Source organism: Paracoccus homiensis (assembly GCF_900111675.1).
GTDB lineage: Bacteria > Pseudomonadota > Alphaproteobacteria > Rhodobacterales > Rhodobacteraceae > Paracoccus > Paracoccus homiensis.
Window position 1 is genome coordinate 318,032 of the sequence record NZ_FOHO01000003.1, and the last position, 26,218, is coordinate 344,249.

Consider the following 26,218-nt stretch of genomic DNA (forward strand, 5'->3'; position numbering starts at 1 on the left):
CGGTCGCTGATGGATGCGGCGTCCGGGCGCAGGCGTGGCCTAATCGCGGTCGCCCAGACGGGTTTCGCTTTGATGGCGGCGATAGGCTTGAATTTCTTCAAGAATGAAGTCGCGAAATGCCGCGACGCGGCGCGTTTGGCGCAGTTCTTCGGGATAGGCCAGAAAGACCGGCACCTCATCCGAATCAAGGTCGGGATAGACGCGCACCAGATCGGGAAAATCCGCGGTCAGGTAATCGGGCAGGACCCCGATGCCGACATGGTTCAGCACGCCTTGCAGGACACCGAAGTAATTATTCACCGTCAACGTCGACATGACGTTCTGCGACAGCAGCTTTTGCACCAGAAGCAGGCCGGCCGTCACCTGCGGCTGATCGGTCTTCTGGCAGATCAGGCGGTGCTTTGACAGGTCCGACAGTTCGACCGGCGTGCCGGCGTTGTCCAGATAATCCTGCGTCGCATAAAGCCGCATGCGGATGTTCAGCAGGCGCCGCCGGATCAGGTCCGACTGGCTGGGTTCCTTCATACGGATGGCGACGTCCGCCTCGCGCATGGGCAGGTCCAGGACACGCTCTTCCAGCATCAGGTCGATCTTCAGATCGGGATATTTCTGATAAAGCTTGCTAAGACGCGGGGCCAGCCACAGCGTGCCGAAGCCCGTGGCGGTGGTCACCTTCAATTCTCCAAAGACGTGTTCCTCGCTGTCGCGGATCCGGGCCGAGGCGCTGTCCAGCTTGCGCACCATGGATGATGTGGCATCAAACAGCAATTCGCCCTGTTCTGTCAGAATCAGGCCGCGTGCGTGGCGGTGAAACAGCGTCGTGCCCAAAGCCTCTTCCAGGGCGCGGACCTGCCGACTGACCGCCGATTGTGACAGATGCAAGGTGTCGCCAGCATGGGTCAGGCTGCCTGCATCGGCAACCGCGTGAAATATTCTTAGCTTGTCCCAGTCCATAGCTATTACAATCCTGCGTGGTCAGCCATGCATTTTTTGCAGATCTCCTTTTCCCCTGCCTGTCCATCACACAGAGGTCAAGACAAGAGTTTTGTCTTTATCGGTCAGCAATTCTGACCTATACTTGCAGCTAAGCCATCTGGCATTTGGAGGAGACGCAGGATGAGCAAGCAGGAATTCTCGCTAGCCGACCGCTTTGATCTGTCGAAGTCACACGTTTTGTTGAACGGCACCCAGGCCCTTGTGCGCCTGATGCTTATGCAAGCGGCACGCGACAAAGCGGCAGGGCTGAATACCGCCGGTTATGTCACCGGATATCGTGGATCGCCGTTGGGGGGTGTCGATCTGCAGATGATGCGCGAGGGCAAGCGCCTGGCCGAATCGAACGTGCTGTTCCAGCCTGGCCTGAACGAAGACCTTGCCGCAACCGCCATCTGGGGCAGTCAGCAGGCCGAACTGCGCGGCGAAGGCAAATATGATGGCGTTTATTCGCTGTGGTACGGCAAGGGGCCGGGGGTCGACCGCACGGGCGATGTGATGCGCCACGCCAATATGGCGGGCTCGTCGAAACATGGCGGCGTCGTCATGGCGATGGGCGATGACCATACGGGCGAAAGCTCGACCGTGCTGCACCAGTCCGATTGGGCGATGATCGACGCCTATATTCCGGTCCTGTCGCCTGCCGGTGTGCAGGAAATTCTGGATTACGGTCTTTACGGCTTTGCGCTGTCGCGTTTCGCGGGCGTCTGGACCGGGCTCAAGACCATGAAGGATACGGTCGAGGCGACCGCCGTGGTCGATGGCGATCCCAATCGGCTGAAATTCGTCATTCCCGATTTCACCATGCCCGAAGGTGGGCTGAACATTCGTCTGGGCGACACCCCGGTCGCGCAGGAAGCGCGGATGATCGACTACAAGCGGTGGGCGGCCGAGGCGTTCTCGCGCGCCAACCGGATCGACCGCAAGCATTGGGGCAAGCCGGGCGCCAAGATCGGCTTTGTCGCCGCCGGCAAGAACTGGCTGGATCTGGTTCATGCGCTGTCGCTGCTGGGCATCGACGAAGCCGAAGCCGAGCGTTTGGGCCTGACCACCTACAAGGTGGGCCAGACCTGGCCCCTGGACATGAAGTCCATGCAGGAATGGTCCGAAGATCTGGACCTGATCATCTGCGTCGAGGAAAAGCGCAAGCTTATCGAGGTGCAGCTGAAAGAGGCGATCTTCGACAATCGCCACGGTCGCCGTATCCACGGCTGGAAGCATGATCGCACCGGCGAGGAACTGTTCCCGACCCGCTATGCGCTGGATCCGGTGATGATTGCCCAGAAGATCGGCGGCATCCTGATCGAAGAGGGGCGCGGCACCGAACATATCAAGGCGGGACTTGCCCGCCTGACCGAGGTGCGCCGCAACGACAACGCGCCCGAAATCGCGACCCGGACGCCGTGGTTCTGTTCGGGATGCCCGCATAACAGCTCGACCCGTCTGCCCGAGGGCAGCCGTGCCTATGCCGGGATCGGCTGCCACTACATGGTTCAGTGGATGGGGCGCGAGACCGAAGGCTTCACCCATATGGGGGGCGAAGGCGCGAACTGGGTTGGCGAGGCTCCGTTCAGCACAAGAGACCATGTTTTTCAAAACCTTGGCGACGGAACTTATAATCATTCTGGGTCTTTGGCGATCCGCGCCGCGGTCGCGGCCAAGACGAATATCACCTACAAGATCCTGTATAACGACGCCGTCGCCATGACCGGCGGCCAGCCGAATGAAGGCGATCTGACAGCGCCGCAGATCGCCCGCGAACTGACCGCGATGGGCGTCGATCCCGTCATCGTCGTCTATGACGAGAAAGAGGATGTCGACCGCAAGCAGTTCCCGTCGGGTCTGCGTTTCGAGGAACGCGCCGAGATGATGGCCGTTCAGCGCGAGTTGGAAGGCGCCAAGGGCGTCAGCGCGATCCTGTATATTCAGACCTGCGCCGCCGAAAAACGTCGTCGCCGCAAAAAGGGGCAGTTCCCCGATCCCGACCGGCGCGTCTGGATCAACCCCGAGGTTTGCGAAGGGTGCGGTGATTGCTCGGTCCAGTCGAACTGTGTTTCGATCGTGCCGAATGACACCGAACTTGGTCGCAAGCGGCAGATCGACCAGTCCAGCTGTAACAAGGATTACAGCTGTCTGAAGGGGTTCTGCCCCAGTTTCGTCACCGTCGAGGGGGGCAAGTTGCGCAAGCCCAAGGCCGAAGCCTTTGAGATCCCGACTTTGCCGCAGCCGGCTTTGCCGACCATCGAAGGCACGCATAACATCGTCATCACAGGTGTCGGGGGCACCGGCGTCGTGACCATCGGTGCCGTTCTGGCCCAAGCCGCGCAGATCGACGGCAAGGGGGCGGGCATGATGGAAATGGCCGGGCTGGCCCAGAAAGGCGGCGCGGTTCATATCCATCTGCGTCTGGCCAACCAGCCTGAAGATATCAGCGCGATCCGTGTTGCCACCGGCGAAGCCGATTGCATCATCGGGGGCGATCTGGTCGTGACCGCCGGGGCCAAGACCATCGGTCTGATGACCACCGACCGGACAGGCGCCGTCGTCAATGACCACGAGATCATCACCGGCGATTTCACCCGCTTCCGCGATTTTCAGGTGCCCTCGGACCGGTTGAAGCTGTCGCTGCAGGCGCGGCTTGGGCGGAAGGTCGCCTTTTTTGACGCCAATGATCTGGCGCTGCGGATGCTGGGCGATTCGATCTATTCCAACATGCTGGTTCTGGGCGCGTGCTGGCAGCAGGGACTGATTCCGCTAAGCCATGATGCGATAGCCGATGCGATCCGCCTGAATGGTGCCAAGGTCGATGAAAACCTGCGCGCGTTCCAGATCGGCCGGTGGGCAGTTGCCTTCCCGGATCAGGTGAAGAAGCCCGCAGAAGTCGTTGAAATGCCTGTTGATCCGGTTGACTACCGGGCCGAGCGTCTGATCGGTTATCAAGGCAAGGGTCTGTCGCGCAAGTTCCGCAAGCTGGTCGATGTCGCGCCACAGGATCTGCGTGAAAGCGTTGCGCGAGGCTATTACAAGCTGCTGGCCTACAAGGACGAATACGAGGTTGCGCGCCTGCATCTGAGTACCGCCGAACAGGTCGCCCGGACATGGGAAGGCGACACCAGGCTGTCCTTCCATCTGGCGCCGCCGATGCTGCCGGGCAAGGATGCCGAAGGGCGCCCGAAAAAGCGTCAGTTCGGTCCTTGGATGTTGAAAGCGTTCAGGGTTCTGGCCGCGATGAAGGGACTGCGCGGTACGCCGCTGGACCCGTTCGGTTACAGCGCCGAGCGTCGTCATGAACGGGCGATGATCCGCCAGTTCGAAGCGGACATGAAACAGATCCTGCCCAAAGTCACGCCGCAAACCCTGCCGATCGCGATCGAATTGGCGGAGCTGCCTCTGACGGTGCGGGGTTACGGTCCGGTCAAGGAAAAGGCCGCCACCGAAGCCGCTCTGCGCCGCGAAGAGCTGTTGGAGCAGTTTCGTCAGGGCGGCGCACCGATGCGTGAAGCCGCTGAATGATCTGAATCATTTTCAAATTCCGTGCGACGGCCTAGAACGGGTCTCGCACGGATATTTGGAGTGGCATCATGGCGGTAGGGGTTTTCGATTCTGGGCTGGGCGGGCTGACGGTGCATCAGGCCATCGCGGCGCGCCTTCCGGACCTGCCGCTGGTCTATCTGGGTGACAACGCGCATGCGCCTTACGGCACGCGCACGGCCGACGATATTTATGATCTGACCTGCACGGGCGTCGAGCGGCTTTGGGCCGAGGGGTGCGATCTGGTGATCCTGGCCTGCAACACTGCCAGCGCCGCAGCCTTGCGCCGGATGCAGGAAAGCTGGCTGCCCGCCGACAAGCGCGTTCTGGGCGTGTTCGTACCCATGATCGAGGCGCTGACCGAACGCCAATGGGGCGACAATTCGCCGCCCCGCAAGGTCGCGGTCAGTCAGGTCGCCTTGTTTGCAACGCCTGCCACGGTCGCCAGCCGGGCTTTTCAACGAGAGCTGGCCTTCCGCGCCGTTGGCGTGGATGTCGAGGCGCAACCCTGCGGTGGTGTCGTGGATGCCATTGAAATGGGGGATGAAATTCTGGCCGAGGCCCTGGTGACCAGCCATGTCGAGGCATTGCTGCGGCGGATGCCCAACCCCGAAGCGGCGATTCTGGGCTGCACGCATTATCCTTTGGTCGAGGATGCGTTTCAGCGCGCTTTGGGGCCAGATGTCGCAGTTTACAGTCAGGCGGGGCTGGTGGCAGAAAGCCTGGCCGACTATCTGGAGCGGCGGCCCGAGTTCATCGGATCGGGCACGCAGTCTGGCTATCTGACGACGGGTGATCCCAAGCGGGTGTCGGGCAAGGCCACGCAGTTTCTGCGCAAGCCGATCCATTTCGAAGCGGCCTGAGGAGGGCAGCCATGGCCGGGATGAAATCGCTGAAGAAACGTCGCCGGATACAGGTTCTGGTTGCGGCCGCGGTCAGTCTGACGGTGGCGACCGGGCTGATCGGCTATTCGCTGCGCGACGGGATCAACCTTTACCGCTCGCCCACGCAGCTGAGCGAGGTCGCGCCGCCCGAGGACGAGTATTTTCAGTTGGGCGGGTTGGTGAAAGAGGGCTCGATCACCGATCGCGGCGGGGTCGAGTTCGATTTCGTGATCACCGACGGCGCGGCCGAGATCCCGGTCAGCTATGTCGGCCGCGATCCGCGCCCCGATCTGTTCACCGAAGGGCAGGGCACCATCGCGAAAGGCTATTACCGGGGCGGTCGGTTCGAGGCCGTGGATCTTCTGGCCAAGCATGACGAAACCTATATGCCGCGCGAAGTGGTTGATACGTTGAAGGAAACCGGCGTCTATCAGGATCCGAACAGCTGATCTGATTGCGTCCCGCGACGGCCGGGGGCCGGCCCCCGGACCCCCGCTGTCACGCGCTTTGGCAACGGCAACGCGCGGAAGGTTAACGGCGGGTTAACCGAACTCGCCCAGCCTGCATGTCCTTGCCGCAGATGCGCGGCGGTCATGAGGGTAAGCGACATGCCAACAGTCGAAGAGATCGCGCGCGGTATCGTGGCCCGCGAAGGCGGCTATGTGAACGACCCTGACGATCCCGGCGGCGCGACCAATTTCGGGGTGACCATCGGGACGATGAGATCCCTTGGTCTTGACCTGAACCGTGACGGTCGGGTCGATGTGGCCGATGTAAAGGCGCTGACCCGCGATCAGGCCGAGGATATTTTTGTCGAGCATTATTTCCGCAAGCCGCGGCTGGCAGAGTTGCCGGCGCCGGTGCAGGCCAGCGTTTTCGACATGTATGTCAATGCCGGAACCAATGCGGTGAAGATCCTGCAACGGCTGACCTCGCGCATGGGGTTTGCCGCGACGGCGGATGGCGCGGTCGGGCCACAGACCATCGCGGCGGCAAGCGCCGCTGCCGAGGCGGCGCCGCTGCATTTCGCGGATGCCTACGGGATCGCGCGGCGCAACTATTACTATTCGCTCGCCGATCAGCGTCCCGCGAGCCGCAAATACGCCAGGACGAAGGCGGGCGGCAAGGGTGGCTGGATCACCCGCGCGGAGGAGTTCATCTCGCCGCGCTATCATCTGACGGCAGCCGAGCATCGCGAAAGGACCGCCAAATGGGCATGATCGACCGTTTTCTGGGATTCGGCCAGGGTGTCACGGCGCTTGGCAGTGCGGCGACGGGCATGGCCGAGGTGTTCACCCAGAACGCCACCCGCAAGATGGAACTGCAAGAAGAGGCTTATGCCCGCGCCATCGGCCAGTTGGGTCTTGAATCGCAGGTGGTCAGGACAGGTTTTTTCGACCGTCTGGTCGATGGTTTGAACCGGTTGCCGCGACCGATGCTTGCGCTTGGGACGATGGCGCTGTTCATCTATGCGATGATCGAACCTGTTGGCTTCGGCGCACGGATGGAAGGGCTGCAACAGGTGCCCGAGCCCTTGTGGTGGCTTTTGGGCGCGATCGTCGGTTTTTACTTTGGTGCCCGAGAGGCACATCATTTTCGCCATCGTGTCTGGCCGGCACGGATCGTTTCCGAAACGCCGGCCACCGCCCAAGCGACGCCCGAAGCCGCGCCGCGCGGATTGATCGCGCGCCCGGATGACGATTTCGCCGACAATGCCGCGTTGCGCGACTGGGTGGCGATGCTGCGCGAATAGGTCACACGCAAAACTGACAGGATGAGGCCAAGGGGGGACTTTCCCCCCTTTTTCCATATCCCTATGCTGCGCGGCATTGGAGGGCCCCGATGATCGCAGAATTCGGCCATTTCGCGTTGCTGCTGGCATTTGCCGTAGCGATCTATCAGATGATCGTGCCGATGATCGGCGCTTCGAAGGGCTGGTTGGGCTGGATGGACAGCGCCCGGCCAGCGGCGCTTGCGCAGTTCGGGCTGACGGCGCTGTCCTTTGCGGCCTTGACCGTGGCTTTTGTGACCTCGGATTTTTCGCTGAAGCTGGTCTATGAGAATTCGCATACGGCCAAGCCCATGATCTACAAGATCAGCGGCGTCTGGGGCAATCACGAGGGGTCGATGCTGCTGTGGGTGCTGATCCTGGCGCTGTTCGGTGCCGCGGCGGCGGCCATCGGGGGAAATCTGCCGCCGACGCTGCGGGCGCGCGTGCTGGCGGTGCAGGCCTCGATCGGGGCGGCGTTCTATGCCTTCATCATCTTTACGTCGAACCCGTTTCTGCGGTTGCAGACGCCGCCTTTCGACGGGCGCGACCTGAACCCGTTATTGCAGGATCCGGGTTTGGCTTTTCATCCGCCCTTCCTGTATCTGGGCTATGTCGGGCTTTCGATGGCGTTCAGCTTTGCCATCGCCGCCCTGATCGAGGGGCGGGTGGACGCGGCCTGGGCACGTTGGGTGCGGCCCTGGACGCTTGCGGCCTGGCTGTTTCTGACCATCGGGATCGCGCTTGGGTCATGGTGGGCCTATTACGAGCTTGGCTGGGGCGGTTTCTGGTTCTGGGATCCGGTCGAGAATGCCAGCTTCATGCCCTGGCTTCTGGCGGCGGCGCTGCTGCATTCGGCCATTGTCGTCGAAAAGCGCGAGGCGCTGAAAAGCTGGACGATCCTGCTGGCGATCATGGCGTTCGGGTTTTCGATGATCGGGACCTTCATCGTGCGTTCGGGGGTCATCACCTCGGTCCACAGCTTTGCCAGCGACCCGGCGCGGGGTGTGTTCATTCTTGGTATTCTGGCGGTGTTCACGGGCGGCGGTCTGACCCTTTATGCCGCCCGCGCGGGCGAGATGACGGCCAAGGGCGTGTTCCAGCCGGTGTCGCGTGAAGGGGCGCTGGTGCTGAACAACGTGTTGCTGGCGGTGTCGGCCTTCGTGGTCTTTGTCGGAACGATGTGGCCGCTGTTCGCGGAGCTGATGTGGGATCGCAAGCTGTCGGTCGGGCCGCCATTCTTCAACAAGGCCTTCACGCCCTTCATGATCGTGCTGGCCGTTGCGCTGCCCTTCGGGGCGATCATGCCGTGGAAACGGGCCGTGCTGTCGCGCAGCCTGCGGCCGCTGCGGATGCCATTGCTGCTGACGGCAGCGGCGATGCTGTTGATCTATGCGGTTTCGACCGGGCGCAGCGCGATTGCGGTGATCGGGGCGGGGCTGGGCGTGTGGCTGATCCTGGGCTCGGCCGCGGATCTGGTTCACCGGACCGGAAATTCCGGACTGTCGCGACTGTGGCGTCTGCCGCGTGCGGATTGGGGCAAGGCGGTCGCCCATGCCGGGCTGGGCGTGACCTTCATCGGCGTCGGCCTGCTGACCGCGTGGCAGACCGAGGATATTCGCGTTGCGCGGATCGACCAGCCCTTCGAGGTGTCGGGTTATCAGATCACCCTGCGGGCGGTGGATGAGGTGCAGGGGCCGAACTATGTGTCGACCATGGCGCGGATGGATGTGGCGCGACACGGGCGGACCGTCGCGACGCTGTTTCCCGAAAAGCGGGTCTACCCGGTTCAGGCCATGCCCACGACCGAGGCGGCGATCAACAATGGCATCTTCCGTGACATCTATCTGGTGATCGGGGATGCGCAGGCCGGCGGGGGCTGGGCGGTGCGCAGCTATGTCAAACCCTTCGCGAACTGGATCTGGCTTGGCTGTATCCTGATGGCGCTTGGCGGGCTGATCAGCCTGTCGGACCGGCGTTACCGTGTCGCCGCGGGCGCACGTCGCGCCCCGGTCAAGGCGGTGCCTGCGGAATGAAACGGCTGGCCCTGATCCTGACCCTGTTGATGACCATGCCCATGTCGGTTCTGGCGGTTCAGCCCGACGAGGTTCTGTCCGATGCCGGACTAGAGGCGCGCGCCCGCCAGATTTCGCAGAAATTGCGCTGTCCGGTGTGTCAGGGCGAGAATATCGATGAATCGAATGCCGCGATCAGCCGCGATCTGCGTCTATATGTCCGGGAACGGCTGGTCGAGGGCGACGACAATGACGAGGTGATCGACGCCGTCGTCGACCGCTTTGGCGAGTTCGTGCTGTTCGAGCCTCGCGCCACGGGCGGTAATGTGATCCTGTGGCTGGCGGGGCCGCTGATGGCATTGATCGCGCTGATCGTCGCCTGGCGCTTCATGCGAAACCGGGCGCAGGTTGTCAGCCCGCGGGCGCAACTGACCGAGGATGAACAGAAGCGGCTGGACGAACTGATGCGCGACTGACGCAGGGTCGTTCTTTCACGCCTTCGAATTTTGGCCATGATGCCCCTGAAAAGAGAGGGGAGATCCATGAGCTACGAAACGATCCAGTTCAACCTGTCCGAGGGCGTCGGCACGCTGATCCTGAACCGTCCCGACGTGATGAACGCGCTGAACCGGCAGATGCGGGCCGAGATCACGCAGGCGCTGACCACGTTGTCGGATGATGTGCGCTGTGTCGTGATGACGGGATCGGGACGCGGCTTTTGTTCGGGTCAGGATCTTGGCGATGCCTCGGCTGCGACCGATATGGAAGCGACGCTTCGCAACGAATACGAACCCATGCTGCATGCGGTGCGCAATTGCCCGGTGCCGGTGATCGCGGCGGTCAACGGCGTCGCTGCCGGGGCCGGGGCCAATCTTGCGCTGGTCGCGGATGTTGTCATCGCGGCCGAAAGCGCAAGCTTTATCCAGGCTTTCACGCGGATCGGCCTGATCCCCGATGCGGGCGGCACCTGGGCCATTCCGCGCGCCGTGGGCACGGCCCGGGCGATGGGGATGATGCTGTTCGCCGACAGCATCCCCGCCAGGCAGGCGGCGGATTGGGGGCTGATCTGGCAGGCGCTGCCGGATGATGAATTCGCCGAAACGGTCGCCGCGCGGGCGCGTCATCTGGCCGGCGGTCCGACCCTTGCCTATAACGGTATCCGACAGGCCCTGACCGCGTCGTTCGACAACGATCTGGATGCCCAATTGCAGCTTGAGGCAAGATTGCAGGGTCAGGCCGGTCGCAGCAGTGATTTCCGCGAAGGAGTGATGGCCTTTCTGCAAAAGCGAAAGCCCAGCTTTACCGGCAGCTAGGCGATCTGCGAGAACCTAGGGACGGGGCCGCGATTGTCGAAGAACGGCACCGTCCGGGGCAGTGGCAGCGGGTCGTGCGGGCCGACCGTCGCGACCAGTTGCGCGACCTCGGCCAGCACGACCTCGGTGATGAAGGGCAGGTCAAGCGCACGGGCCTTGGCCAGCGGCACCCAGTGCAGATGCGACAGCTCATCGCAGGCGCGGCTGAAATCGTCCCGATCGCCGGTGATCTGGTCGGCATCGGCCAGAAAGAAATAGGCATCGAAGCGGCGCGGTCGTCCCGGCGGCGTGATCGCGCGAAAGATATAGTGCATCTGCGACGCGTCGGGCAGCAGCCCGCTGTCACCGTAGCCGGGCCAAGGATTGCGGCTATCGCCGGGCTTGCCGATCATCAGGCCGGTTTCCTCGACCAGTTCGCGCAGGCCCGCCGCCGCGATGGCGCCGGGTGAGACGGTCACGCCATCGCGCGGCTCGGACATGATCCGGGCCACGTTTTCGGGGCTTGGCATGGCGGCAAGGGGGGCCGCGCCGTCATCAGGATCGACGGCGCCGCCCGGGAACACGTATTTCGAGGGCATGAAGGCGGCCTTAGCGCCGCGCATTCCCATCAGGACCGAAGGGCCTTCCGATCCGCGTCGCAGCAGGATCATGGTCGCGGCATCGCGGATCGGTTGATCGGTCATATCGTCGCGTGATCCGGTGCGCCGCCAAACCCGTGCATGCGCCGCGCCCATTGCAGGCCGACCATGGCCCCCTTGATCCGCGGCAGCAGCAGCATCGACAACACAATGGCCCCGATGCCGAAGCTGAGGATCATGGTCATTGCCGAGGGCCTCCACGCGATATAGCACGCCAGCAACAGCGGTGCGCCCAGATGCGAAACGATCAGGATGGTCAGATAGGCAGGACCGTCATCCGCGCGCTGATGGTGCAGTTCTTCGCCGCAATTGGGGCAGTGATCCGCGACCTTGAGAAACGCCGAGAAAAGCCGCCCCTGCCCGCAAGAGGGGCAGCGTCCCAAGGCGCCGCGACGCATGGCCGGGCCGGTTGCGCGTTCCTGCGATTCTGCCAGATCGGTCATGTCCTGTCCTCGACTTCCGGGCCCGCAGCCCACCACGATCACGTCATCTGCCGCAAACATAGGCGATCCGCGTCCACGGGGCCAGCCCTGTGCGCTTATGCCGCGCGTTCGGCCTGTGACAGCATGACCTTGTTGCGACCCATGGATTTGGCCGTCAGTAGGGCGCGGTCGGCGCGTTCCTGGATCATGTCGGCAAGATCCTCGGGCGGCAGATGCCACGCGGCACCCTCGGCGACGGCGACGCCGATGGACAGCGTCGCAGTGATTGTCATGCCGCCATTCGCCCCCGGCAGCGTCACCGGCGACGCGGCGATGTGCTGACGAATGGCCTCGGCGCAGCGAAAGGCCTGAGTCTGGTCGTGGTGGGGCAGCGCGATCAGGAACTCTTCGCCGCCCATGCGCGCGGTCAGCCCGTCGGGCCCGACATGATGCGTCAGGCATTGCGCGACATGCCGCAACACCGCGTCGCCTGCAGCATGGCCGTGGTTGTCGTTCACGGCCTTGAAACGATCCAGATCCAGCGCAAGCAGGGCAAAGCTGGACCGCGCCCCGGTTGCGGCTTCGGCGATCTCGGCCAGTCGGGGCAGGGCGAAGCGACGATTGTAGAGCCCCGTCAGCGGGTCGGTTATTGCAAGCATCATGTTCCGGCGCGCCTCGGCCCGGCGGGAATCGGCGCGTTTCTTGCGTGCAAGCTGTGCCTGAAGGGCAAGGGCCGCAACCTCGACCCGGCCCGGCGGGTTCAGATCCAGCGGCAGGATCTCGCCCGCGCCAAGGTCGAGGGCAATGGATTCCATGTCCTGCCGTTCCGATGAGGTGGCAATGATGAAACCCGCGTTCTTCGACCCCGGACGCGAGCGCAGTTCCGAAAGAAGTCGAAGCCCGTCGCCGTGATTCTGGATGTCGGCGGCGATCAGATACAGATCGACCCCGCGATCGGCGGCGCTGCCCAATGCCTCTTCGGTGTCCATTGTCTGAAAGCGATAGGACAGGTTCTGTGCCAGAAGCCTGCGCCATGCGATGGCGCGGGCCGGGTTGTCGGCGATCAGCGCAATCAGGGGACGGGCCGATTCGAAGCTGGCCTGGGCCTCGGCCATGGCAAAGCCGGGATCTTCGGCACGATCGGCATCGCGCAGCAACCCACGCACCCGCGCCAGCAGCATCAGTTCCGACACATTGGCGTCCAGCACGGCCGTCGCCCCCGCCCGCAGCGCATCCACCCGCGAGGCCGGGTCGGTCATCATCAGCACCGGAATATTCGCGAAATCGGGGTCCTGCGAAAACCTGTGGCACAGTTGGATCGGGTGGGGATCATCCAGCCCACGACCAAGAATCACCAGCGCAGGACGCGTTTCACGGGCCATCCGCAAAAGATCCTCGGCGGTGCCGGTGGTGGTGACGTCATAGCATGCCGACGTCAGCCGCACCTTCAAGCGGATGCGACTGGTGGCCACGCCATCTGCAACAAGGATGCGTGCCGACATTGTTCGCTGCGCCCTTTTCTTTGCCTGCTCCGGGATTGAGAGTTGCCCAAAGATGTTAAAAAAGTGTTTCCAAGCGTTAACTCTTCGTAACTTTCAGACGTCACGAGACATGATATGAGCTTTTCGACCGCCGCAGCCGAGGATCTGGCCCTGCAAGCCCTGGTATTCCTTGCCAGCGATGAAGAAATGGTCGCGCAATTGCTGGCCGCCAGCGGTATCGCGCCGGATGCGTTGCGGCAGGCGGCGCGGGACCCCGATTTCCTGCGTCATGTTCTGGATTTCCTGTGCGAGGACGATCAGCGCATCCTGGCCTTTGCCGCGCAACAATCGTTGCGCCCCGAACAGGTCGTCAGCGCCAGAACCGCGCTTGCCGGGCCCGGCAGCTATGGCTGGCAGCCGGACTGAGCCGTTTCCGCTTTGTTAAAGGATCGCTGCTAACTTGCATGTCGCGCAAGAGGTGGACATGCACAGACTGGTTCAAAGAGCGATCGAAGAATTCATTATCGCCAACTATGGTTCAGATGTCTGGACCAAGGTAGCGACCGCATCCCGGCACCGGATGACAAGCGACGATGAAACGCATGGTCAAAAGGTCATGCATGCCGCGTCCGGGGAATTGCGCAAACCCTATGTCGAGATGTGGGAAGATCTGGGCGCGTGGCTGGCGCGGTTGGAACCTATGCGACGGTTGCTGCGATTCTCGGGGCGCGATTTCAAGGATTTTCTTCAGAATATCGTCGATCTGCCGGATTACACGCGGATGGTGGTCCCCGACCTGAAGATGCCGGGCATGACTGTCGTGACCGAAGATGAGGTGCTGCGCATTCTGGTTCGGCGGCGCGACCCCGAATGGATCCACGCCATCGCAGGGGTGGTCCGGGTCATGGCCGATGACTATGGCGCCCTTGGCCTTATCTGGGTCGAACCTGACGGAATCGCGGTGCAGGTTTCGGATGATTGTTTCGCCGAGGCGCGCGATTTTCATCTGGGTGCCGGCATCCTGCGCGAGGGGTTGGCATGAGCGGACTGAACCTGCCCCTGACGGCGATGGACCGGGTCCTGCCGATGCATGTGATCGTGGACGCGGCCGGGCGCGTGATCGCGGCGGGACCGACGGCGCGCAAGTTGCTGCCACAGGATGACGCCGATCTTGGCAAGCTGCTGTCGGTGCAACGGCCGGTCAAGGACATGGACCTGCCGCAAGCCCTGGCCAAGGTTGCGAAATCCGGTGATCGGCTGGTTCTGCGCAGTTTTGCCGAACCGGTTCTGACGCTGCGTGCACAGGTCGCGCCGTTGCCCGCCGGGCAGTATCTGGTCAATCTGGGTTTCGGCATCCATCTGGGCGATGCCGTGGCGCAACTGGGTCTGACCGCGAATGATTTTGCCGCGACCGATCTGGCGATGGAACTGCTGTTCCTGTTCGAGGCCAATCGCGGTGTGATGCATGAGTTGTCGGTGTTCAACAGACGGCTGGAGGCCGCGCGCGATCACGCCGAGGCGCAGGCCCATACCGATGTGCTGACCGGCTTGCAGAACCGGCGCGGGTTGCAGATGGCACTTGATGCCGCGATCGCCTCGACCCGTGGTGCGACGGATCCGCGGGCCGATGGCGGGTTCGCCATCGTTCAGCTGGATCTGGACCGGTTCAAGCAGATCAACGACCATCTGGGCCACGCTGCGGGCGATGAGATGTTGCGCCATGTCGCAAAGGTCCTGCGGCGCGAGATCCGCAGCGAGGATTGCGCAGCGCGGATCGGCGGCGATGAGTTCGTCCTGCTGCTGCGGGGATTCGTCGATCAGCCCGCGTTGGAACGGCTGGGGCGTCGCATCATTTCGGTGATCGAGCAGCCGGTCACGATCGAAGATCACGTCTGTCGCGTTTCGGCCAGCGTCGGGGTGGTGACCTCGCGCTGCTATGCCCAACCGGATGCCAACCAGATGCTGGGCGATGCGGATGCGGCGCTGTATCGGTCCAAACATGCCGGACGGGGGCGGGTCAGTTTCCACGATCAGCCCTAGGCTGGTGGGGCGATGGTACCAACAGGGGAATTGGCTTTGGCCGGGGCTTGGCTTATGGCAGCGCCATGACACGCGAGTTTCCCATAGCCGTGCCTGGCATGCGGATCGGCTTGCTGGGCGGGTCGTTCGATCCGCCGCATGCCGGACATCTGCAGATTTCCGAGGTCGCGTTGCAGCGATTTCGGCTGGACCGCGTCTGGTGGCTGGTGTCGCCCGGAAACCCGCTGAAGACCCGCGGTCCCGCGCCGCTGTCGGATCGGCTGGCGGCCTGTCGCGAGCTGGTGCAGAACCCGCGTATCGTTGTCACCGATCTGGAAGCGCGGCTGGGCACGCGCATGACCGCAGACAGCATCGCCCTGCTGCGGCAGCATTATCGCGGGGTGCGGTTCGTCTGGCTGATGGGGTCGGACAATCTGGTTCAGTTCGATCAGTGGGATCGCTGGCGCGACATCGCGCAGACGGTGCCGATCGGCGTGCTGGCCCGTCCGGGCACACGGCTTGCGGCACGCCAATCCCGTGCCGCGACGATCCTGCGCCCCTGGCGACTGCCCGAGGCCGGGGCCGGCATGCTGGGCGATGTTCCGCCGCCCGCCTGGGTGCAGATCAACCTGCCGATGTCGCCGCTGTCCTCGACCGCGATCCGCCGCGGTGACCAAAGTTCAGGAGAGCCGAGATGACCGTCTTTTCCCGCCGCGCGATCATTCTGGGTGGTGCCGCCTGGCTGTCGGCTGCAGCCGGTGTTCGGGCCCAGCAGGATACTGGGATGGCCAAGCGCCCGCCCACCCGTCCGGTTCTGGATGCCGACGGCCTGATCGCGCGCGCCGGATTGCCGGGGCGGGTGGCCTATGCGGTGATGGACCCCGATACGGGTGCGGTTCTGGACGAAGGATCGGCAGGGGCGCCGACGCCTCCGGCCAGTATCCTGAAGGTCGTGACGGCCACCTATGCGCTGGATCGTCTGGGCGCGGCGCACAGGTTCCGCACGCGCATTCTGGATACGGGTGACATGCTGGTGCTGGTCGGGGGCGGCGATCCGGTCCTGACCACCGATCATCTGGCCGCGCTGGCCGACAGGCTGGTCGCAACAGGCCGTCAAAGCCCGCAGCGGTTCGCCGTCTGGGGCGGTGCCCTGCCGCGCATGTCCGAGATCGCGCCAGCGCAGGCCGACCACGTCGCCTATAATCCGGCGATTTCGGGGATCATCCTGAACTTCAACCGGGTGCATCTGGGGTGGCGGCGGCAGGACAGCGGCTATCAGATGTCGCTTGAGGCGCGGGCATCTTCGAATTCGCCGCGCGCCTATACGGTGACGGCCCAGCCTGCGAACCAGAACCAGTTGTTCACCTATCAGGACCGCAACGGTCGCGAGGAATGGACCGTGTCGCGTCAGGCGATGGGACGCGCCGGCAGTCGCTGGTTGCCGGTGCGGCGGCCTGAACTATACGCGGGCGACGTGTTTCAGACGCTGTGCCGCGCCAGGGGGCTGGTCCTGCCCACGCCCGAAGTGATCGAGACCCTTCCCGCGGGCGACGAGATTGCGGAACATCGCAGCGTGCCTTTGCGTCAGATTCTGCAGGACATGCTGACATATTCCACCAACCTGACCGCCGAGGTTGTGGGCCTGCATGCCAGCAAGGCGCGGGATCTGCGCGGATCGGCCCGGGCGATGCAGGATTGGCTGGCCGGGCAGGGGCTGGGTGAGGGGTTCCACCTTGCCGATCACTCGGGGCTGAGCGCGCAAAGCCGGGTGACGGCTCTGTCGATGGTCCGGCTGCTGAGCGGGCCCGCGCGGCAGGCGGGGCTGGAAGATATCCTGAAGCCTGACCCGCTGCGCGAGACATTGGGAAAATCCGCGAACGGCACCGCAGAAGTGCGCGCCAAGACCGGGACATTGAACTTCGTTTCCAACCTTGCGGGTTACGCCAATGCACCGGACGGGACCACGATGGCCTTTGCCGTTCTGTGCACCGATGGCGCGCGGCATGCGGCGACGTTGGGGCAGGATCTGCCCGCAGGCGTCATCGGCTGGACCCGTGATGCGAAATTGCTGCAACACGGGCTGATCGAATCATGGGTGGCCCGGCTGGGCTAACCGTCACAGCACGCGGTGCCGGACCTGGGCCGAAAGCTCGATCGCGGCGGCGTGCAGCCGGGCTATCCCCATCTGATGCCGGATTTCGGCCAGCATGGCGATCTCGCCCTCGTAAAGCCGTCCGTCCGCGGCCCCCACATCGCAGGCCAGCGCATAGGCCGTTTCGTAAAGACGTTCGGGCAACGCCTCGGTGATCAGGCCGAACAATGCGTCAAGCCCTTCTTCTTCCTCGAAAAGACTCATTACCGTCTGGCTGACGGCGCGGATGCGATCCTCGTCATACTGGGCAAAGATCGGGGCGTGATCGACCATGCGCTGAATGGCGACAAGCTCGGACGTGCGCATCGTTTCGTCCGAAGCCGAAACCGCGACCATGACGGCGACCAGCGCGTCACAGGGGGAAAAGGATGGCAGGTCGATTGTCATACGCATGTCTCCATTGTTCTGCAGTGAAATTATTGACGATTCACCCGCCGTTCAATAAGGCGTCGTAGCTTGCAAACAGGAGATATAGCGATGACCACCCTGCGCGATGCCGCGATGACGTCCAAGGCCTGGCCGTTCGAAGAGGCGCGCCGGGTGCTGAAACGCTATGAAAAGAAGGACCCCGAGAAGGGGTTCGTGCTGTTCGAGACGGGCTACGGCCCCTCGGGGCTGCCGCATATCGGCACCTTCGGCGAGGTCGCGCGGACCACGATGATCCGCCGTGCATTTGAAATGATCAGCGATATCCCGACCAAGCTGATCTGCTTTTCGGACGATATGGATGGCATGCGCAAAGTGCCCGATAACGTGCCGAACACCGACATGCTGCGCGAACATCTGCAAAAGCCGCTGACCACGGTGCCCGATCCTTTCGGGAAATTCGACAGCTTCGGCGATCACAACAATGCCATGCTGCGCCGCTTTCTGGATACGTTCGGATTCGAATACGAATTCATCAGCGCGACCGACTATTACAAATCGGGCAAGTTCGACGCGACGCTGCTGCGCGCCGCCGAGAAATATGACGCCATCATGGAAGTCATGCTGAAAAGCCTGCGCGAAGAGCGTCAGCAATCCTATAGCTGCTTCCTGCCGATCAGCCCCAGCACGGGCCGCGTGCTGTATGTGCCGATCAAGAATGTCGATGCCAGGAATGGCACCATCACCTTTGATGACGAGGATGGTCAGGAACTGACGCTGCCGGTGACTGGCGGTCAGGTCAAGCTGCAGTGGAAGCCCGATTTCGGCGCGCGTTGGGCCGCGCTGGATGTCGATTTCGAGATGTATGGCAAGGATCACAGCACCAATACGCCGATCTATGATCGCATCTGCGAAATCCTTGGCGGCAAGAAGCCCGAGCATTTCACCTATGAGCTGTTCCTGGATCAGCACGGGCAAAAGATCAGCAAATCCAAGGGCAACGGCCTGTCGATCGACGAATGGCTGACCTATGCGGCCACCGAAAGCCTGTCCTATTTCATGTATCAGAAGCCGAAAACGGCCAAGCGGATGCATTTCGACGTGATCCCGAAGGCGGTGGATGAATACCACCAGCAGCTTCGGGCCTATGCCGATCAGACGCCCGAACAGCAGGCGGCGAACCCGGTCTTTCACATTCATGGCGGCAATGTCCCGGAATCGGACATGGTCGTGCCCTTCCAGATGCTGTTGAATCTGGCATCGGTGGCAGGGGCCAGCGACAAGGACGGGCTGTGGGGCTTTATCCGCCGCTATGCCCCCGAAGCGACGCCCGAAACCCATCCGGGGCTGGATCAGGCCGCGGGCTTTGCGGTGCGGTATTTCACCGATTTCGTGGCCCCCACCCGCAGCTTCCGCCTGCCGACCGAGGTCGAACGTCGCGCGATGGAAGAACTGGCCGCACGTCTGGCGGCCTGGGATCAGCCCGCCGATCCCGAGGCGCTGCAATCGATGGTCTTTGCCATCGGCAAGGACCACGGGTTCGAACCGCTGCGCGACTGGTTCGCGGCGCTGTATCAGGTGCTTCTGGGGGCCGACCAGGGGCCGCGTTTTGGCGGGTTCATCGCGCTTTACGGCATCGACGAAACGCGCGCGCTGATCGAGCGTGCATTGGCGGGCGAACTGGCGGGCGACGCGCTGGCCTGATGTGAACAACCCTTTTGGCGCGGCCCCGCATGTCGGGGCCGTTGCCCTGCTGCCCGTTGCGGCGCACGCCCAGTTTCGGGGTTCTTAACCTTTCATCAACTATTTCTTCGGCTTCAACGCAGGCTCGTACGAGCCCATCGTCGTACCGGTTCGGGGAGATAGGACATGAACATCGCAATCACCAATGGCCTGCTGCTGATGCCGCCCGCGTTTCGGGCCGGTCTGAACGCATGGTCCCGCAGCGACGGCACCTCGGGCAGTCCGACATGGGACAGTGCCGACAATGCCGGCCTGGTTCCGGCCGATCAGGATTTCGGGACCTGCCTGGAAATCTACAAGCAGCAGACGACGACCAGCATCCGCTTTCGGGGTGAAACGCCGATGATCGCGGGCGTCTATTTCCGCGTCTCGGCGCGGGTCAAGCTGGTCGCCGGTGCGCCGTGCAGCGCGCGGATCGCGGGCTGGGCGGGCGACGGACTGCGCAACCATGTGACCGGGTTGGTGGAAACCGGCACGACGGTGCCGCTGCAAAGCTATGGCGAGCCGGTCGAAATCAGTGCCATCGTCGGGGTAGGTTCGCGGCAGGGCGTCGACATGGGTTGGGGTACGCGACCGGTTTATGGCCATTTCGGACTGGATCTGGTCGGGGCCAATGGCGGCGCGATCCGGGTCGAGTCGATCAGGATCGAAGACATCACCTCGGCCTTCGTGCCCTCGCTGATCGACTGGGTCGATGTGCGCGATTATGGTGCGGTAGGCGATGGCGTGACCAATGACCGCGCGGCCTTCATTGCCGCGGACCAGGCCTCGAAGGGTGGGTCCATTCTGGTGCCGGAAGGCACGTTCTTCATCGATGGCGATATCGGGATCAACGCGCCGATCCGGTTCAAGGGCAAGATCAAGACCCCGACGGCGACCAAGGTATCGCTGCTGCAAAGCTTTGATTTCCCGACCTATGCGGATGCGTTCGGCGATGAGACGCTTGGCCTGAAAAAGGCGTTGCAGGCCTTGTTCGGCTATACCGACCACGTCACGCTGGACCTGTGCGGCCGTCGCGTGGACCTGACCGAGCCGCTGAATATCGGGGAACTGGCGCCCGATCTGAACGGCTATTCCAACCGTCGCGTGATCAGCAATGGCAGCATTCTGGCCAAGGCCGGAAGTGCCTGGAATGGCGGATCCTGGAACAGTCAGGCGACCTATGATCCGAACGATCCGCTGACCCTGAAGAATGTGCTGAATGTCGGTGCGATCGAGGTCGGCAGCCGCGTTCTGGGCGCCGGCGTCGGACGCGAGGTCTATGTGAATGCGCGCGACGTCAGCAAAAAGACCCTGACCCTGTCGCAGCCGCTATACGGCGGGGCGGGCACACGGCAATACACGTTCGAGCGTTATCGCTATATGTTCGACTTTTCGGGCGTCAGCCAGATCGACCGGCTGAACTTTGTCGATCTGGATTTCAACTGCGAAGGCGTTTGCAGTGGGATCATGCTGCCTGCCAAGGGGCAGATGGTGGCGATCCGTGACTGTTACATGACCCGGCCCAAGGACCGCGGCATCACCTCGATCGGGCGCGGCTGTCAGGACCTGCTTGTCGATCGCTGCCAGTTCCTGTCCAACGAGATGGAGCTTCCAGCCCAGCAGCGCAACACCATTGCCATCAATGTCAACGCCAATGACGTGAAGATGCGCAACAACCGCTTTGTCCGATTCGCGCATTTCATGGTCGCCAATGGCGGCGGTCACATCATCACTGGCAATCACTGGTTTCAGGGCGACGGTTCTGGCGATGGGCTGCGCTATGCGGGGCTGGTGATGACGCTGACCAATGTGCAGGTCACGATCACCGGCAATTATATCGACAATGCCTCGATCGAATGGACCAATGAACACAGCGCCTTCCCGGATTTCACGGGCAATCAGTACAGCTTTGGCGGGTTGACGATTTCCGGCAACACCTTCCTTGCCAGCAATACGGTGCCCTGGTTCACCTGGCTGACGGTAAAGCCCTATGGCAGCGGGCATTTCATTCACGGACTGACCGTGGTCGGCAATGTATTCAAGGCGCTTTACGGCGAGGTGCAGCGGATCGACCGGGTCGACAATTCGATTGCGGATCTGGACTATAACAACATGCGGAACATCCAGTTCGAAGGGAACATGTTCAACGGGATCCAGACCTATGTCTCGAACCCGCTGCTGGTCACGCATGATCAGAACAGCGCCGCCAAGACCTGGACCCTGCCGGTCATCGAAGGGCTGCCCTTTCAGGGCTGGGTCAAATCGGTGCAGTCGGTGATCGCCGAATCCGCCATCACCAGGGGCAATAATGTCGAGGTGGCCGATCTGCCCTGGGTACAGACCCAGATCGGCGCGTCGCGGCGTCAGATGCGGCTGAACTGGACCAATGCCGTCAAGGGCAGGGTATCGGTCTATGCACGGATGGATCGCCCCGCCTGATTCAACCGAATGCTGTTCCAGTGGCCGTCATGGTTTCCGCCATGGCGGTCGTTTCCTGTCCGGCGCTGACTTTTCTGTGAAGTTTTTACAAATATTCACTTGATCTGGTCAATAAATTTACAAAATAATCCTTATTTAAAAATATGTTAACACAGTGGCGGTTTTGTGTTTAACATGCTCGCAACGGGTAGCTTGCGCCATCCCGTCAAACCGTGGGGAAGGCGGCGCGCAGGCTTGTGACAGTTGCGAGGAGGGGACCGCATGAGCTCTGAAACTATTGGCAAACATCCGATTCCTGCTGGTTTCGAGGATGCCTTGATCAAACCTGCGGATTACGACCGCATGTATGCCGAATCGATCAACGAGCCCGAGGCTTTCTGGGGCCGCGAGGGCAAGAGGCTGGACTGGATCGAGCCTTACACCAAGGTGAAGAACACAAATTTCGCCTTTGGGGATGTCAGCATCAAGTGGTTCGAGGATGGCGTGCTGAATGCCAGCGTGAACTGCATCGATCGTCATCTGGAAACCCGCGCGGACCAGACGGCGATCATCTTCGAGCCTGATGACCCCAAGGACGCGGCACAGCACATCACCTATGCCCAACTGTCCGAGAATGTGAACCGGATGGCCAATGTCCTGCTGAGCCAGGGCATCATGCGCGGCGACCGTGTGGTGATCTATCTGCCGATGATCCCCGAGGCCGCCTATGCCATGCTGGCCTGTGCCCGGATCGGCGCGATCCATTCGATCGTCTTTGCGGGCTTTTCGCCCGATGCGCTGGCAAATCGCGTCAATGACAGCGGTGCCAAAGTCGTCATCACCGCCGATACCGCCCCGCGTGGCGGGCGGCGCACCAATCTGAAATCGAACGCGGATGCGGCGCTGCTGCATTGTTCGGATAAGGTGCGCTGCCTTGTCGTCAAGCATACCGGCGACCAGACCACCTGGATCGAAGGGCGCGACATCGACGTCAAGGAACAGATGAAACATGTCAGCCCGGACTGCCCCCCGCGCCCGATGAATGCCGAGGATCCGCTGTTCGTCCTTTATACTTCGGGGTCGACGGGCAAGCCGAAGGGGGTCGTGCATACCACGGGCGGCTATCTGGTCTATGCCGCGATGACCCATCAATATGTCTTTGACTACAAGGATGGCGACATCTTCTGGTGCACCGCCGATGTGGGCTGGGTCACGGGTCACAGCTATATCATCTATGGCCCGCTGGCGAATGGCGCGACGACGCTGATGTTCGAGGGTGTGCCGACCTATCCCGATGCCGGCCGCTTCTGGGAGGTCTGCGCCAAGCACAAGGTCAACCAGTTCTACACCGCCCCGACCGCCATTCGCGCGCTGATGGGCAAGGGGACCGAGTTTGTCGAAAAGCACGACCTGTCCAGCCTGCGGATCCTGGGCACCGTCGGGGAACCGATCAACCCCGAGGCGTGGAACTGGTATAACGACAATGTCGGCAAGGGCCGTTGCCCCATCGTCGATACCTGGTGGCAGACCGAAACCGGCGGGCATCTGATCACGCCGCTGCCGGGCGCGACCGAAACCAAGCCCGGCTCGGCCACGGTGCCGTTCTTCGGCATCAAACCCGCGGTTCTGGATCCCAACAGCGCCGATCTGATCGAGGGCAATGGCGTCGAGGGGGTGCTGTGCATCGCCGACAGCTGGCCCGGCCAGATGCGTACGGTCTGGGGCGATCATCAGCGCTTCATGGAAACCTATTTCCAGCAATATCCGGGCTATTATTTCACCGGCGACGGCTGCCGCCGCGATCAGGATGGTTACTACTGGATCACCGGGCGCGTCGATGACGTGATCAATGTCAGCGGGCACCGCATGGGCACCGCCGAGGTGGAAAGCGCGCTGGTCGCCCATGAAAAGGTCGCCGAGGCCGCGGTCGTGGGATACCCGCATTCGGTCAAGGGGCAGGGCATCTATGCCTATGTCACCCTGATGAACGGGGTCGAGCCATCCGAGGATCTGCGCGCCGAGCTGGAAAAATGGGTTCGCAGCGAAATTGGTCCCATCGCCAAGCCCGACCTGATCCAATGGGCACCGGGCATGCCCAAGACCCGTTCCGGCAAGATCATGCGCCGCATCCTGCGCAAGATCGCGGAAAACGATTATGGCGCGCTTGGTGACACCTCGACCCTGGCCGAACCGGAAGTGGTCGACGAACTGATCGCCAACCGGATGAACCGGGGCTGACACGGCATTGCGGGGCACCCGTCAGCCCCGAAATCGCGCCCTTCCCCGACGGGTGGGGCGCAGGAGGAGAATACCGACGGGATATGCGACATGTCTGAACAGGGAGGTCCGCAGGACATGAGTGACAGACAATCATCGAACGCCTATTGGCAGGCAAATCTCAAGATCATCTATGTATGTATCGCCATCTGGGCGCTGGTGTCCTACGGCTTTGCAATCATCCTTCGGCCACTTCTGTCCGGGATCAAGATCGGTGGCACCGATCTGGGGTTCTGGTTTGCACAGCAAGGTTCGATCCTGGTCTTCATCGTGCTGATCTTCTTCTACGCGGCACGCATGAACAAACTGGATCGCGACCATGGCGTGGACGAGTGAGGAGGAGTGATCCATGAGCCAGTTTACCCTTAACCTGATTTTCATCGGCCTCAGCTTTGCCCTGTATATCGGCATCGCGATCTGGGCCCGCGCGGGATCGACTTCGGAATTCTATGCCGCGAACCGGGGTGTCAGCCCGGTCATGAACGGCATGGCGACGGCGGCCGACTGGATGTCGGCGGCCAGCTTCATCTCGATGGCCGGTCTGATCGCCTTTACCGGCTATGACAATTCGACCTTCCTGATGGGCTGGACGGGCGGCTATGTGCTGCTGGCCATGCTGCTGGCGCCCTATTTGCGTAAGTTCGGGAAATTCACCGTACCGGAATTCATCGGTGACCGGTTCTATTCGGGCACGGCGCGCATCATCGGCGTGATCTGCCTGTTGATCATCTCGATCACCTATGTGATCGGCCAGATGACCGGCGTGGGCGTGACCTTTTCGCGCTATCTGGAAGTGTCGAACTCGACCGGTCTGTGGATCGGTGCCGCACTGGTGTTCTGCTATGCGGTTTTGGGGGGCATGAAGGGCATCACCTACACTCAGGTCGCCCAGTATATCGTGCTGATCATCGCCTATACGATCCCGGCCGTGTTCATCGCCCTGCAGCTGACGGGTCATGTCCTGCCGCAGACGGGCCTGTTCGGATCGCTGAATGGCAGCGATACCAAGTTCCTGACCACGCTGGATCAGGTTGTGACCGATCTGGGCTTCAAATCCTATACCGGGCATCACGGCAGCACCTTCAACATGGTTCTGTTCACGCTGGCACTGATGATCGGCACGGCGGGTCTGCCGCATGTCATCATCCGGTTCTTCACGGTCCCGAAAGTGTCGGACGCGCGGAAATCGGCGGGCTGGGCGCTTGTGTTCATCGCGCTGCTGTACACCGTTGCGCCGGCCGTCGGCTCGATGTCGCGCTTCAACCTGACCACGACCATGTGGCCGGGCGCCGCGACGGGCGAGACATTCAGCCAGCCGGCCGTGTCGCTGGATTCAATCCAGAACGATCCGGAAAAGGAATGGATGCGCAACTGGCAGGTGACCGGTCTGCTGGACTGGGAAGACAAGAACGGCGACGGTCTGATCCAGTACTACAACGATGGTGGCGAAAGCGAGGCGCTGGCCGCCGTCGTGACCGAGCAGAACCTGCAAGGCAACGAACTGACCACCGTCAACCGCGACATCATGGTTCTGGCAAACCCTGAAATCGCGAACCTGCCTGGCTGGGTCATCGCCATCGTGGCGGCGGGCGGTCTGGCTGCGGCACTGTCCACGGCGGCGGGTCTGCTGTTGGCGATTTCGGGCGCGGTCAGCCATGACCTGGTGAAGGGCGCGATCAACCCCAATATCAGCGAAAAGGGCGAACTGCTGGCGGCCCGGATCTCGATGGCGGTGTCGATCCTTGTGGCGACCTTCCTTGGCCTGAACCCGCCGGGCTTTGCGGCCCAGACGGTGGCGCTGGCCTTCGGTCTTGCGGCAAGTTCGATCTTCCCGGTTCTGATGATGGGCATCTTCAGCAAGCGCATCAACAAGCAGGGCGCGATCGCCGGCATGCTGGCAGGGATCCTGTCGACGCTGCTGTACATCTTCACCTACAAGGGTTGGTTCTTCATCGCAGGCACCAACATGCTGGAAGATACTGCGGCCAACTGGCTGTTCGGCATCTCGCCCGCGTCCTTCGGTGTGATCGGTGCGCTGATCAACTTCGGCGTGGCCTATGTCGTCTCGAACGCCACCGAAGAGCCCCCGGCCCATGTCCAGGACCTGGTGGAATCGATCCGCGTCCCGCGCGGCGCGGGTGACGCCCAGGCACATTGATCCATGAAACGCCGGTCGCGCCCTTGCGGGGGCGCGGCCAATCTTGCAACAGGAAGGT

23 protein-coding genes are annotated in these 26,218 nt (G+C 62.4%); 18 read left to right on the forward strand and 5 right to left on the reverse strand.

Annotation, left to right across the window (positions count from 1 at the left end):
* Positions 1-39: 39 nt before the first annotated feature.
* Positions 40-954 (reverse strand): LysR family transcriptional regulator, encoded by a 915-nt coding sequence (locus tag BMX67_RS06230; protein ID WP_090733345.1) that lies wholly within the window; start codon positions 952-954, stop codon positions 40-42.
* 162 nt (positions 955-1,116) lie between these two features.
* Here BMX67_RS06230 and BMX67_RS06235 point away from each other — a divergent pair, with 162 nt between their 5' ends.
* From BMX67_RS06235 to BMX67_RS06270, 8 genes are all read left to right on the forward strand, one after another.
* On the forward strand, positions 1,117-4,506 hold the full coding sequence (locus BMX67_RS06235) for an indolepyruvate ferredoxin oxidoreductase family protein (protein WP_090733346.1): 3,390 nt from the start codon (positions 1,117-1,119) through the stop codon (positions 4,504-4,506).
* Positions 4,507-4,574: 68 nt separating this feature from the next.
* Complete coding sequence (locus BMX67_RS06240; RefSeq protein ID WP_090733347.1) at positions 4,575-5,387, forward strand: glutamate racemase; 813 nt, start codon at positions 4,575-4,577, stop codon at positions 5,385-5,387.
* 20 nt (positions 5,388-5,407) lie between these two features.
* Positions 5,408-5,857, forward strand: a complete 450-nt coding sequence (ccmE, locus tag BMX67_RS06245) for a cytochrome c maturation protein CcmE (RefSeq protein ID WP_090733544.1) — start codon at positions 5,408-5,410, stop codon at positions 5,855-5,857.
* A gap of 159 nt (positions 5,858-6,016) precedes the next feature.
* Entirely contained in the window at positions 6,017-6,628 is a 612-nt protein-coding gene (locus BMX67_RS06250; RefSeq protein WP_090733349.1) for a holin-associated N-acetylmuramidase, read from the forward strand.
* Positions 6,619-7,161, forward strand: a complete 543-nt coding sequence (locus BMX67_RS06255) for a holin family protein (RefSeq protein ID WP_090733350.1) — start codon at positions 6,619-6,621, stop codon at positions 7,159-7,161. The genes BMX67_RS06250 and BMX67_RS06255 overlap by 10 nt, the downstream gene beginning before the upstream one ends.
* Before the next feature lie 89 nt (positions 7,162-7,250).
* Positions 7,251-9,212, forward strand: coding sequence for a heme lyase CcmF/NrfE family subunit (locus BMX67_RS06260; protein WP_090733352.1), 1,962 nt, complete (start codon positions 7,251-7,253; stop codon positions 9,210-9,212).
* Entirely contained in the window at positions 9,209-9,667 is a 459-nt protein-coding gene (locus tag BMX67_RS06265; protein WP_090733353.1) for a cytochrome c-type biogenesis protein, read from the forward strand. The genes BMX67_RS06260 and BMX67_RS06265 overlap by 4 nt, the downstream gene beginning before the upstream one ends.
* A 66-nt stretch (positions 9,668-9,733) precedes the next feature.
* Positions 9,734-10,504 (forward strand): enoyl-CoA hydratase-related protein, encoded by a 771-nt coding sequence (locus tag BMX67_RS06270; protein ID WP_090733355.1) that lies wholly within the window; start codon positions 9,734-9,736, stop codon positions 10,502-10,504.
* Here the strand turns inward: BMX67_RS06270 and BMX67_RS06275 are convergent.
* The 3 genes from BMX67_RS06275 to BMX67_RS06285 form a co-directional block, all read right to left on the reverse strand.
* Positions 10,501-11,187, reverse strand: a complete 687-nt coding sequence (locus BMX67_RS06275) for an NUDIX hydrolase (RefSeq protein WP_090733358.1) — start codon at positions 11,185-11,187, stop codon at positions 10,501-10,503. The two genes, BMX67_RS06270 and BMX67_RS06275, sit on opposite strands and share 4 nt — an antisense overlap.
* The gene (locus tag BMX67_RS06280) at positions 11,184-11,585 is read right to left on the reverse strand and encodes a DUF983 domain-containing protein (protein ID WP_090733360.1); all 402 of its coding nucleotides are present in this window, start codon (positions 11,583-11,585) and stop codon (positions 11,184-11,186) included. The genes BMX67_RS06275 and BMX67_RS06280 overlap by 4 nt, the downstream gene beginning before the upstream one ends.
* Positions 11,586-11,680: 95 nt before the next feature.
* Positions 11,681-13,066 (reverse strand): diguanylate cyclase, encoded by a 1,386-nt coding sequence (locus tag BMX67_RS06285; RefSeq protein ID WP_090733361.1) that lies wholly within the window; start codon positions 13,064-13,066, stop codon positions 11,681-11,683.
* Between the two features lie 114 nt (positions 13,067-13,180).
* On the opposite strand from BMX67_RS06285, the gene BMX67_RS06290 reads away from it, so the two are divergent.
* The 5 genes from BMX67_RS06290 (at position 13,181) to dacB (ending at position 17,177) form a co-directional block, all read left to right on the forward strand.
* Positions 13,181-13,471, forward strand: coding sequence for a DUF3572 domain-containing protein (locus tag BMX67_RS06290; RefSeq protein WP_090733363.1), 291 nt, complete (start codon positions 13,181-13,183; stop codon positions 13,469-13,471).
* Between the two features lie 58 nt (positions 13,472-13,529).
* A complete protein-coding gene (locus BMX67_RS06295) occupies positions 13,530-14,087 on the forward strand; it encodes a heme NO-binding domain-containing protein (RefSeq protein ID WP_139206460.1) in 558 nt (185 codons plus the stop codon).
* Positions 14,084-15,085, forward strand: coding sequence for a GGDEF domain-containing protein (locus tag BMX67_RS06300; protein ID WP_090733366.1), 1,002 nt, complete (start codon positions 14,084-14,086; stop codon positions 15,083-15,085). Before BMX67_RS06295 ends, BMX67_RS06300 begins: the two co-directional genes overlap by 4 nt.
* Positions 15,086-15,150: 65 nt before the next feature.
* Positions 15,151-15,762 carry a nicotinate-nucleotide adenylyltransferase gene (locus BMX67_RS06305; protein ID WP_090733545.1) on the forward strand — a complete coding sequence of 204 codons (612 nt, stop codon included), beginning with the start codon at positions 15,151-15,153 and terminating at the stop codon, positions 15,760-15,762.
* On the forward strand, positions 15,759-17,177 hold the full coding sequence (gene dacB, locus BMX67_RS06310) for a D-alanyl-D-alanine carboxypeptidase/D-alanyl-D-alanine endopeptidase (RefSeq protein ID WP_245739235.1): 1,419 nt from the start codon (positions 15,759-15,761) through the stop codon (positions 17,175-17,177). The genes BMX67_RS06305 and dacB overlap by 4 nt, the downstream gene beginning before the upstream one ends.
* Before the next feature lie 3 nt (positions 17,178-17,180).
* Here the strand turns inward: dacB and BMX67_RS06315 are convergent, their stop codons facing one another.
* Positions 17,181-17,603, reverse strand: a complete 423-nt coding sequence (locus BMX67_RS06315; RefSeq protein ID WP_090733548.1) for a tellurite resistance TerB family protein — start codon at positions 17,601-17,603, stop codon at positions 17,181-17,183.
* Positions 17,604-17,693: 90 nt separating this feature from the next.
* Here BMX67_RS06315 and BMX67_RS06320 point away from each other — a divergent pair, with 90 nt between their 5' ends.
* The 5 genes from BMX67_RS06320 (at position 17,694) to BMX67_RS06340 (ending at position 26,160) form a co-directional block, all read left to right on the forward strand.
* Positions 17,694-19,286 (forward strand): lysine--tRNA ligase, encoded by a 1,593-nt coding sequence (locus BMX67_RS06320; RefSeq protein ID WP_090733368.1) that lies wholly within the window; start codon positions 17,694-17,696, stop codon positions 19,284-19,286.
* Between the two features lie 165 nt (positions 19,287-19,451).
* A complete protein-coding gene (locus tag BMX67_RS06325) occupies positions 19,452-21,746 on the forward strand; it encodes a glycosyl hydrolase family 28-related protein (RefSeq protein WP_090733370.1) in 2,295 nt (764 codons plus the stop codon).
* Positions 21,747-22,007: 261 nt separating this feature from the next.
* Positions 22,008-23,963: an acetate--CoA ligase gene (acs, locus tag BMX67_RS06330; protein ID WP_090733372.1), complete on the forward strand. Its 1,956-nt coding sequence runs from the start codon at positions 22,008-22,010 to the stop codon at positions 23,961-23,963.
* Positions 23,964-24,080: 117 nt separating this feature from the next.
* Positions 24,081-24,338 (forward strand): DUF4212 domain-containing protein, encoded by a 258-nt coding sequence (locus BMX67_RS06335; protein ID WP_090733374.1) that lies wholly within the window; start codon positions 24,081-24,083, stop codon positions 24,336-24,338.
* A gap of 13 nt (positions 24,339-24,351) precedes the next feature.
* The gene (locus BMX67_RS06340; protein ID WP_090733375.1) at positions 24,352-26,160 is read left to right on the forward strand and encodes a sodium:solute symporter family protein; all 1,809 of its coding nucleotides are present in this window, start codon (positions 24,352-24,354) and stop codon (positions 26,158-26,160) included.
* Positions 26,161-26,218 lie beyond the last annotated feature (58 nt).

Excerpts from the sequence above, each read along its gene's own strand:
- ccmE (WP_090733544.1), top strand. The coding sequence starts at position 5,408 with ATGAAATCGCTGAAGAAACGTCGCCGGATACAGGTTCTGGTTGCGGCC.
- BMX67_RS06295 (WP_139206460.1), top strand. The coding sequence starts at position 13,530 with ATGCACAGACTGGTTCAAAGAGCGATCGAAGAATTCATTATCGCCAAC.
- BMX67_RS06285 (WP_090733361.1), bottom strand. The coding sequence starts at position 13,066 with ATGTCGGCACGCATCCTTGTTGCAGATGGCGTGGCCACCAGTCGCATC.
- BMX67_RS06275 (WP_090733358.1), bottom strand. The coding sequence starts at position 11,187 with ATGACCGATCAACCGATCCGCGATGCCGCGACCATGATCCTGCTGCGA.
- BMX67_RS06315 (WP_090733548.1), bottom strand. The coding sequence starts at position 17,603 with ATGACAATCGACCTGCCATCCTTTTCCCCCTGTGACGCGCTGGTCGCC.
- BMX67_RS06230 (WP_090733345.1), bottom strand. The coding sequence starts at position 954 with ATGGACTGGGACAAGCTAAGAATATTTCACGCGGTTGCCGATGCAGGC.
- acs (WP_090733372.1), top strand. The coding sequence starts at position 22,008 with ATGAGCTCTGAAACTATTGGCAAACATCCGATTCCTGCTGGTTTCGAG.
- BMX67_RS06235 (WP_090733346.1), top strand. The coding sequence starts at position 1,117 with ATGAGCAAGCAGGAATTCTCGCTAGCCGACCGCTTTGATCTGTCGAAG.
- BMX67_RS06320 (WP_090733368.1), top strand. The coding sequence starts at position 17,694 with ATGACCACCCTGCGCGATGCCGCGATGACGTCCAAGGCCTGGCCGTTC.
- BMX67_RS06340 (WP_090733375.1), top strand. The coding sequence starts at position 24,352 with ATGAGCCAGTTTACCCTTAACCTGATTTTCATCGGCCTCAGCTTTGCC.
- BMX67_RS06335 (WP_090733374.1), top strand. The coding sequence starts at position 24,081 with ATGAGTGACAGACAATCATCGAACGCCTATTGGCAGGCAAATCTCAAG.
- BMX67_RS06300 (WP_090733366.1), top strand. The coding sequence starts at position 14,084 with ATGAGCGGACTGAACCTGCCCCTGACGGCGATGGACCGGGTCCTGCCG.
- BMX67_RS06280 (WP_090733360.1), bottom strand. The coding sequence starts at position 11,585 with ATGACCGATCTGGCAGAATCGCAGGAACGCGCAACCGGCCCGGCCATG.
- dacB (WP_245739235.1), top strand. The coding sequence starts at position 15,759 with ATGACCGTCTTTTCCCGCCGCGCGATCATTCTGGGTGGTGCCGCCTGG.
- BMX67_RS06305 (WP_090733545.1), top strand. The coding sequence starts at position 15,151 with ATGACACGCGAGTTTCCCATAGCCGTGCCTGGCATGCGGATCGGCTTG.
- BMX67_RS06240 (WP_090733347.1), top strand. The coding sequence starts at position 4,575 with ATGGCGGTAGGGGTTTTCGATTCTGGGCTGGGCGGGCTGACGGTGCAT.
- BMX67_RS06290 (WP_090733363.1), top strand. The coding sequence starts at position 13,181 with ATGAGCTTTTCGACCGCCGCAGCCGAGGATCTGGCCCTGCAAGCCCTG.
- BMX67_RS06250 (WP_090733349.1), top strand. The coding sequence starts at position 6,017 with ATGCCAACAGTCGAAGAGATCGCGCGCGGTATCGTGGCCCGCGAAGGC.
- BMX67_RS06270 (WP_090733355.1), top strand. The coding sequence starts at position 9,734 with ATGAGCTACGAAACGATCCAGTTCAACCTGTCCGAGGGCGTCGGCACG.
- BMX67_RS06255 (WP_090733350.1), top strand. The coding sequence starts at position 6,619 with ATGGGCATGATCGACCGTTTTCTGGGATTCGGCCAGGGTGTCACGGCG.
- BMX67_RS06260 (WP_090733352.1), top strand. The coding sequence starts at position 7,251 with ATGATCGCAGAATTCGGCCATTTCGCGTTGCTGCTGGCATTTGCCGTA.
- BMX67_RS06325 (WP_090733370.1), top strand. The coding sequence starts at position 19,452 with ATGAACATCGCAATCACCAATGGCCTGCTGCTGATGCCGCCCGCGTTT.
- BMX67_RS06265 (WP_090733353.1), top strand. The coding sequence starts at position 9,209 with ATGAAACGGCTGGCCCTGATCCTGACCCTGTTGATGACCATGCCCATG.